9 protein-coding genes are annotated in these 7,876 nt (G+C 74.0%); 5 read left to right on the forward strand and 4 right to left on the reverse strand.

The window, feature by feature from the left end:
• Positions 1-49: 49 nt before the first annotated feature.
• A complete protein-coding gene (locus ACZ4YL_RS27795; protein ID WP_468120305.1) occupies positions 50-475 on the forward strand; it encodes a pyridoxamine 5'-phosphate oxidase family protein in 426 nt (141 codons plus the stop codon).
• Positions 476-495: 20 nt separating this feature from the next.
• Here the strand turns inward: ACZ4YL_RS27795 and ACZ4YL_RS27800 are convergent, their stop codons facing one another.
• Complete coding sequence (locus ACZ4YL_RS27800; protein WP_468120260.1) at positions 496-1,416, reverse strand: LysR family transcriptional regulator; 921 nt, start codon at positions 1,414-1,416, stop codon at positions 496-498.
• Between the two features lie 38 nt (positions 1,417-1,454).
• Between ACZ4YL_RS27800 and ACZ4YL_RS27805 the strand changes: the two genes are divergently transcribed.
• Both ACZ4YL_RS27805 and ACZ4YL_RS27810 read left to right on the forward strand, forming a co-directional pair.
• Entirely contained in the window at positions 1,455-2,483 is a 1,029-nt protein-coding gene (locus ACZ4YL_RS27805) for a DMT family transporter (RefSeq protein ID WP_468120262.1), read from the forward strand.
• A gap of 13 nt (positions 2,484-2,496) precedes the next feature.
• Positions 2,497-2,670 carry a hypothetical protein gene (locus ACZ4YL_RS27810; protein ID WP_468120264.1) on the forward strand — a complete coding sequence of 58 codons (174 nt, stop codon included), beginning with the start codon at positions 2,497-2,499 and terminating at the stop codon, positions 2,668-2,670.
• A 58-nt stretch (positions 2,671-2,728) separates the two neighbouring features.
• Here the strand turns inward: ACZ4YL_RS27810 and ACZ4YL_RS27815 are convergent, their stop codons facing one another.
• Positions 2,729-4,063 (reverse strand): aminotransferase class I/II-fold pyridoxal phosphate-dependent enzyme, encoded by a 1,335-nt coding sequence (locus tag ACZ4YL_RS27815; protein WP_468120266.1) that lies wholly within the window; start codon positions 4,061-4,063, stop codon positions 2,729-2,731.
• Between the two features lie 37 nt (positions 4,064-4,100).
• Between ACZ4YL_RS27815 and ACZ4YL_RS27820 the strand changes: the two genes are divergently transcribed.
• Positions 4,101-4,811, forward strand: coding sequence for a pyridoxamine 5'-phosphate oxidase family protein (locus ACZ4YL_RS27820; protein ID WP_468120268.1), 711 nt, complete (start codon positions 4,101-4,103; stop codon positions 4,809-4,811).
• Here the strand turns inward: ACZ4YL_RS27820 and ACZ4YL_RS27825 are convergent.
• Both ACZ4YL_RS27825 and ACZ4YL_RS27830 read right to left on the reverse strand, forming a co-directional pair.
• Positions 4,793-5,752 (reverse strand): DMT family transporter, encoded by a 960-nt coding sequence (locus tag ACZ4YL_RS27825; RefSeq protein ID WP_468120269.1) that lies wholly within the window; start codon positions 5,750-5,752, stop codon positions 4,793-4,795. The genes ACZ4YL_RS27820 and ACZ4YL_RS27825 overlap by 19 nt on opposite strands.
• A 395-nt stretch (positions 5,753-6,147) precedes the next feature.
• Positions 6,148-7,122 (reverse strand): EamA family transporter, encoded by a 975-nt coding sequence (locus ACZ4YL_RS27830; protein ID WP_468120271.1) that lies wholly within the window; start codon positions 7,120-7,122, stop codon positions 6,148-6,150.
• Positions 7,123-7,294: 172 nt separating this feature from the next.
• Between ACZ4YL_RS27830 and ACZ4YL_RS27835 the strand changes: the two genes are divergently transcribed.
• Complete coding sequence (locus ACZ4YL_RS27835; protein WP_314251349.1) at positions 7,295-7,723, forward strand: type II toxin-antitoxin system Rv0910 family toxin; 429 nt, start codon at positions 7,295-7,297, stop codon at positions 7,721-7,723.
• The last annotated feature ends 153 nt before the right edge of the window (positions 7,724-7,876 follow it).

Here is a 7,876-nt window from a genome sequence, read left to right on the forward strand (position 1 = left end):
CGTGGACGGGGCACGAACCGGAACCTCACAGCGGCGGGGCCGGCGCATCATGATGAGCGACGCGGAAGTGGACTCCTTCCTGCGCGAGCAGAAGACCTGCCGGGTCGCGACGGTCTCCCCCGACGGGCGCCCGCACGTGGGCGCCCTGTGGTTCGCGTGGGACGGCGGCTCACTGTGGCTGTACTCGATCACGCGCAGCCGCCGCTGGTCCGACCTGAGGAAGGATCCGCGGATCTCGGTGGTCGTGGATTCCGGCGAGTCGTACGACGAACTGCGCGGAGTGGAGCTGTCCGGCAGCGCCGTCTTCGTGGGCGAGGCCCCGCGCACCGGCGAGCCCTGCCCCGAGCTCGCGGAGGCCGAGCGGATCTTCCCGGTCAAGAACTTCGGCATCGAGGAGATGCCGCACGACGGGCGGCACGCCTGGATCCGGCTGACCCCCGACTCGATCGTCTCCTGGGACTTCCGCAAGCTGTAGGCGGCCACGCAACGGCGGACCTACCGAAGTCCGGCGGCCGCCTGCCGCAGGGCGTCGACCGCGGCCCGGATGGAGGGCCGGCGGTCGGCGTCCGCGCGCCAGACGGCGTACACGTGGCGGCGTACGCTGTCGCACACCGGCAGCAGCCGCACGCCCGGCGGCACCGGGCCGCGGCCCAGCTTCGGCGCCACGCACACGCCGAGTCCGGCCTCCACGAAGGCCAGCTGGGTGTGGTGCTCCTCGGCGATGTGGGCGATGCGCGGCTCGATGCCCGTACCGCGCAGGGTGAAGACCAGCCACTCGTGGCAGAACTGCCCCTCGTTCCAGGAGATCCAGTCGTCGTCGCCGCATTCGGCGAGGGAGATCCCGGACTTCGTGGAGCCCCCGGCCCGGTCGGCCAGCCGGTGGCCGGCCGGGACGGCGATGTCGACGGTGTCGTCCAGCAGGTGGGTCCGGGTGAGCTCGGCGGGCACCGGCATCCGCTTGTTGTGCCAGTCGATCGCCAGGGCCAGGTCGAGGTCCCCGCGCACGACGGCCGCCATGCTCTCCTCGGGCTCCTGCTCGCGCACCCGGACCCGCAGCTCCGGATGCCCGGCCCGCAGCGCGGCCAGGGTTTGGGGCAGCAGCCCGCGCATGGCGGTCGGGAAGGCGCCGATCCGCAACTCGCCCACGGCGCAGCCCCGCTGGGCCTCGACGTCGGCCTGGGCGAGTTCCACCTGGGAGATGATCCGGGCGGCGTGATCGGCGAGCAGCCGCCCGGCGTCGGTGAGCCGGACCCCGCGCCCGTTCCTGGCCAGCAGCGGCTGTCCGACCTCGCGCTCCAGCTTGGCCAGCTGCTGGGACACGGCGGAGGTGGTGACGTGGAGGCCGTCGGCCGCGCCGCTGACCGAGCCGTGGCGGGCGAGGGCGTCCAGGGTGCGCAGGCGCTCCAGGTTCAACATGTAAGCAATGCTACGGCGATACCCCGAGAAACTCTCGCTTGTCCTACGAAGTTGATACGAGCACAGTAAGGGGCATGAGCGCACCGACCACCTCCGGGCCGACCGTCCCGGCCGCCTCCCCCTCCCCGGCCTCCCCCACCACGACCGCCGCCGCCTCCACCACCGGCCGGCGCCGGGGCGGCCTCCTGGACTGGCGGGTCCGGTTCGCGATCCTCTCGGTCATCTGGGGCTTCAGCTTTCTCCTGATCAAGGTCGGCACGGAGGCGTACGCGCCCTTCCAGGTGGCGCTGGGCCGGGTCCTGTTCGGCGCGCTCGCCCTGCTCACCGTGCTGCTGGTCCGCCGCGAGCCGCTCCCCCGCGGACTGCGCACCTGGGGCCACCTGACCGTGGCGGCGCTGCTGCTCAACACCGCCCCGTTCTCGCTCTTCGCGTACGCGGAGCTGAGCATCCCCTCCAGCCTGGCCGGCATCTGCAACGCCACCTCGCCGCTGTGGGGCATGGCGCTGTCGCTGGTCGCCCTGTCCGAGGACCGCCCGACGCGCCGCCGCTTCGCGGGGCTGGGCCTGGGCTTCCTCGGCGTCCTGACCGTGCTCGGCGCCTGGCAGGGCTTCTCCGGTGTCGACGCCAAGGGCACCGCGTTCGCCCTGCTGGCGTCCCTCTGCTACCCCATCGGCTGGATCTACGTCCGCCGCACGCTGGCCGGGACCCCCGGCTCCCCGGTGGCCCTGACCGGCGGCCAGCTCATGGTCTCCACGCTCCAGCTCGCACTCGTGAGCGCCGCGTTCACCTCGGCGCCGAGCTCGTTCCCGCTCTGGCCCACCCTGTCGGTGATCGCGCTGGGCGCCCTCGGCACGGGCATGGCCCTGCAGATGCAGTACGGGCTGGTGACGGAGGTCGGCCCGACCACCGCCCAGATGGTCACCTACTTCATCCCGGTCATCGCCACCACGGCGGGCGTCCTGGTCCTCGGCGAGCAGCTCCACTGGAACACCCCGGTCGGCGCCGCGATCGTGCTGGCCGGCGCGGCCCTCACCCAGACCCGCCCCGGGGCGCGCAGGCCCGCCTGATCAGCGCCAGGCGGTGTCCCTGGAACGCCGGGCGGCCGCCGACGCGGAGCTGCGCACACAGGCACAAGGCAAGCCCGGCCCGGCGCCCTTGCACATGGCGCGCGGCCTGTACCGCACCCTCTGCACCGTGATCGCCCTGGCCGGGTCGGTCCTCGCGCCGGGCGGCCTGCCGGAGCTCGCCGCCTGACCACCCCGAGGTCCCGTGGGCAGGACCGAGCGGCCGGGGCGGGCCAGGCGGCCCGCCGTCAGTCGTACCGCACCCCCGCCGCACCCACACTGACCGCCGCGGCCACCGCGTCCGCCAGACCCGGCACCTCGCCGACCGTCAGCTGCGAGACCGTCAGCCGGATCCCCGGCCCCGCCTCGACCCGGAAGACGGCCCCGGGGGACACCGCCCATCCGGCGGTGAGCAGCCGTGTCACCACCACCGTCTCGTCGACCACCGGCACCCAGACGTTCAGGCCGCTGCGCCCGTGCGCCCGGACCCCCCGCCGCCGCAGCGCCTCGACCAGCGCGTCCCGCCGCCCCGCGTACGAGCGGGCCACCGCCACCGGGTCGACCGCGCCCGAGGCCCACAGCTCCACCACCGCGTACTGGAGCAGCCGGCTCACCCAGCCCGGCCCCAGCCGCTGCCGCCCCCGCAGTCGGTCCAGCGTGACCGCATCGCCGGTCAGCACCGCGAGCCGCAGGTCCGGCCCGTACGCCTTCGCCGTGGACCGCACCAGCACCCAGTGCCGGGTCACCCCGCCCAGCGGATGCAACGGCAGGTCGACGATCCCGTTCCCGTGGTCGTCCTCGATCAGCAGCACCTCGGGGTGGTCCGCCAGCAGGGCCCGCAGCTCCCGCGCCCGCTCCGCGCCCACCGCGGCCCCGGTCGGGTTCTGCGCCCGCGCGGTCACCACCAGCGCCCGCGCCCCTGCCGCCAGGGCCCGGGCCACCGCCTCGGGCCGGGGTCCGTCGTCGTCCACCGCCACCGGCAGCACGCGCAGCCCGAGCGCCGGGACCAGGTCCAGCGCCCCGCCCCATCCCGGGTCCTCGACCGCCACCGCGTCGCCCGCCCGCAGATGGGCGGTGAGTACCCGTTCGATGCCGTCCAGCGCGCCCGAGGTCACCGCCACGGGTCCCGGCGGCACCCCGTCCGCGTCGAAGCCGGCCCGGGCCAGTTCCGCGAGCTCCGGAGCGACCGGGTCCGCCCCGTAGAGGGTCGGCGCCTGCCCGTACCGCCGGGCGGCCGCCGCCAGCGGCCCCTCCAGCGCGGGGAGCAGGGATACGTCCGGGCTGCCCTCCGCGAGGTCCCGTACGCCCTCCGGCACCACCATGCGCAGCGCGTCCCGCGGCGTGCTCGACGGGCGGGACCGCACCCGGCTGCCGCGCCGCCCGTCGGTTTCGATGACTCCGCGCTCGCGCAGCGTCCGGTAGGCGGCGGCCACGGTGTTGGGGTTCACCCCCAGATCGCCCGCCAGCTCCCGCATCGGCGGCAGCAGTGAACCCGGCGGGAGCGCGCCCGAAGCCACGCCCGCCTCCACGCCGGCGGCGATATCCGCTGCGCGACGCCCTGTGATCCGATAGTCTCCTAGCACAAACCCCAGTATGCACTAGTGCAATGGAGTCCGCACCATGACCCCCACGCCTGCCACGGAGACGCCCGGGACGCCGCCCCCGGGGGACGCATCGCCCGCAAGCTACGAGCCCACCGACCGCACCGTCCCCAGCCGCTCCCGCGACCGGGCGCGCTACGACCGCGAGACGGTGCACTCGATACTCGACCAGGCCTACATCTGCCACCTCGGCTTCGTCCGCGACGGTGCGCCCGTGGTCCTGCCCACGCTGTTCGCCCGGGTCGGCGAATCGCTCTACATGCACGGCTCGACCGGCTCCCGCCCGCTGCTCGCGGCCCGCCGCACCGACCCGGGCCTGCCCGTCTGCGTGACCGTGACCCACGTCGACGGACTGGTCCTGGCCCGCTCGGCCTTCCACCACTCGCTCAACTACCGCTCGGTGGTCGTGCACGGCACCGCCCACCAGGTCACCGACGAGGCGGAGTGCCGGACGGCCCTGGACGCCATGGTCGACGCCGTCGCCCCGGGCCGCTCCGCCGACACCCGGCCGGCCAACGCCCGGGAACTCGCCGCCACCGCGGTGATCCGCGTGGACCTCGCCGAGGTGTCCGCGAAGATCCGCAGCGGACCGGTGAACGACGACGCCGAGGACCTGGACCTGCCCCACTGGGCGGGCGTGGTTCCGGTGGCCCCGGCGTACGGAACCCCGGTGCCCGCCGCGGACCTGACCCCCGGCATCGCCGTCCCGGACTACCTCAGCGCGCTCTGAGGGCTGCGCCGCACGGGGGTGGGCGCAGCCACCGGTCGACGGGCCTCCGCCACGATCAGCGCGCCGACCGCCGTCAGCAGCAGTACGGTGCCCAGCACCACGGCGCCGGTCAGCCGCTCCCCGAGCAGCAGGACCGCGATCACCGCCGCACTCACCGGCTCGATCAGCATGATCACCGACACGGTGGCGGCCCGTACGGCCGCGGCACCCGTGAAGTAGAGCGCGTACGCCAGCGCGGTCGGCACGGTGGCGACGTACACCAGCAGCCAGAGCACCCGGCCGAGGTCGGCGGTGTGCGGCAGCAGCCCCTCCACCGCGGCGAGCGGCAGGAGGCACACCGTGCCCACCGCGACCGACCAGGCCGTGGTCACCAGCGGGTCCCCGCCCGCCCCGCGCTGCCCGAGCCACCGCGCCCGCAGGGTCATCCCCGCGTACCCGGCGGCCGACAGCAGCGCCCAGCCGACGCCGAGCGGCCGCACCTCGCCGCCGCCGCTGCCCAGCACCAGGACGGCCAGCCCGGCCAGCGCCCCCACGACGGCGGCCACGCCACCGCGGCCGAGCCGCTCGCCCATCCAGGACCGGGCCCCCAGCGCGATGATCACGGGCCCGGCGCCGAGGGTGACCACGGTGCCCACCGCGAGGCCGGTCTCGCGCACGGCGGCGAAGTACGCGGCCTGGAAGAGGGTGAAGAGGAGCCCGGTCCCGATCAGCGAAGCCACTGAGGGCCGCACCCGGCCGGTGGCGGGGCGGGACCCGCGTACGGCGAGCACCCCGAGCAGCACCACGAGCCCGCCCGCGCACCGCCAGAAGGACAGGGCGAGCGGGCCCAGGTCACTGGCCAGGAAGAGGAGGGAGGCGGCCGCCCCGGCGGTGCCCCAGGCGGCTCCGGCGACGACGAGATACAGCAGACTGCGCCCGGCGGCGGGCGAATGGTTCGACACGAGATGTCTCCGCGCATGCGTGAAGGATGAAAGAAGCAGGTCATCGCTTCGCGGGCAGCACGGACCCGCCCGGGGCTCCCCGGGCCGGATACCTGACGTGGTGGCGCCGCCCGCGCTAGGCGGCGGGAGGCGGAAGCACGGTCGAATGCATGACCGTCATCCTAAGGGCTGTCCCGTAATCCCCGGTGGATCAGCGCACGGCGTCAGATGCGGTGCATCGCAAGGCGGAGGGGCGTCCCCATACTGGGCGTATTCGGGCGCTCCGACAACGCAGCGAGGTACCGTAGCTGACGTCGTGCGCCCGCCGGGGATTGCGGGACAGCCCTTAGGGGCTGTCCTGTCGGTCGCGCCGCGAGCCCGGCCTGACCCGACAAGACGCGCCCTGGACGAGTCGTCTAACCCTTGCCGGCCGCGGTCGTCTCACGCACCGGTACGGCCTGGTCGGCCACGGCCGGCACCGGCGGGGCGGCGGGCCGGGAGGACTGCGCGATGAAGGCGCCGCCGAGCACCAGGCCGCCGCCGACGATCTGCCAGGTGGAAAGGTGTTCGCCGAGCAGGATCCAGGCGAACACGGTGGCGACGACCGCCTCCAGGAAGGCCACAACGCCGGCGACCTGGGGCGAGAGCCGGCGCACCGAGACCACACCGGTCAGGTAGGCGAAGACGGTCGCGACCAGCACCACCCAGGCGAGCAGCACCGGCGCGGGCACCATCGTGCCGCCCACGGAGGCGTCGCCGCCCAGCACCTGCCAGTCCATCTCCCAGGGCCGGGCGATCACGGTCATCACCAGGGCGCCGACGAGCATGCCGTACGCGATCACCCCGAGCGGGTCGGGGGCGTCGTCCCCGTCGGCGCCCTGGTCGGCGAAGACGAAGTAGAAGGCCTGGCAGCAGGCGGCGGCGAGACCGAAGAGCACGCCGAGCAGGTCCAGGCTCAGCCCGGCCCAGATCTCGACCACGCAGGCCAGTCCGACGACGGCCACGGCCGCGCCCGCGGCGGCGCCGCGCGTCACGGGCTTGCGCTGCACGAAGCGGATGTAGCCGAGCAGCAGCGCCGGGCCCAGGTACTCAAGCAGCAGGGCCACGCCGACGGGAATGCGGGACAGGGAGGCGAAGTAGAAGGCCTGCACACCCGCGACGGCGACCAGCCCGAAGCCCGCGAGCAGCGCGGGCCTGCGCAGCACGAGGTCACGGTGGCGCCAGGCCAGCGGGGACAGCACGAGCGCTGCCCCGGCCACCCTGAGCCAGACCATGTGGAGGGGATCCAGACCCGCCTCGATCAGCGGCTTCGCCGCCACTCCGGAACCACCGAACGCGAACGCCGAGACGAGGGCGAGGCCCAGTCCGGCATTTCTCCCTGACGCTTGCATCCAGCCATCATGACAGGGCAGGTCAGGACCGTCACGGGGATGACACCTGTTGAGACGGAGTCGAGATCACGCACCGCCGGCACCGGCAATATCTGACAGGTCGTCAGTATTGAATGTTCTGCCCGCCGGGGCTACCTTCCGCCGCACGTACCCGACGAGAAGGGGTGGTCGCATGGCTGAAGTCACCGCGGAATCACGCATCGAGGCGTCCGCCGCGCAGCTCTGGTCCCAGCTGACGGACTGGGACGCGTACGGGCAGTGGAGCATGACCCACACGAACTTCCCCAAGGGCGGACCCGAAACCCTCGCGGTCGGCGCCACCTTCGCCGAGAACATGAAGATGATGGGTTTCCCGGCCGAGGTCGTCTGGACCGTCTCGGAGCTGGAGGCCGAGCGCCTCTTCGCCATCACCGGCAAGGGCCCGATGGGGGTGGCGGTCCTCACCCGGTACACCCTGACCCCGGACGGCGAGGCCACCACCGTCCGCATCGACGGCGAGTTCACCGGGGCCGCCGTCTCCCTGATGGCGGGCAAGCTCAAGGACTCGGCCACCGCCGCACTGAACGAGTCGCTGCGCAAGCTGGCCGGCCTGGTCGTCTGACCGCCGGGCCGGCCTCGCCGCCCGCGCCGCCCACACCGCACGCGAAGGCGGGGGGCGGGAGGAGAAAACGGGGGGGGGGGGGGGGGATGGCGTTGGAATGCAGGGGGGGGAAGAGGAAAAAGCCGGACCTCCACGACCCCCTCCCCGAAGTGT

It is taken from the genome of Streptomyces sp. NPDC030021 (genome assembly GCF_055574035.1).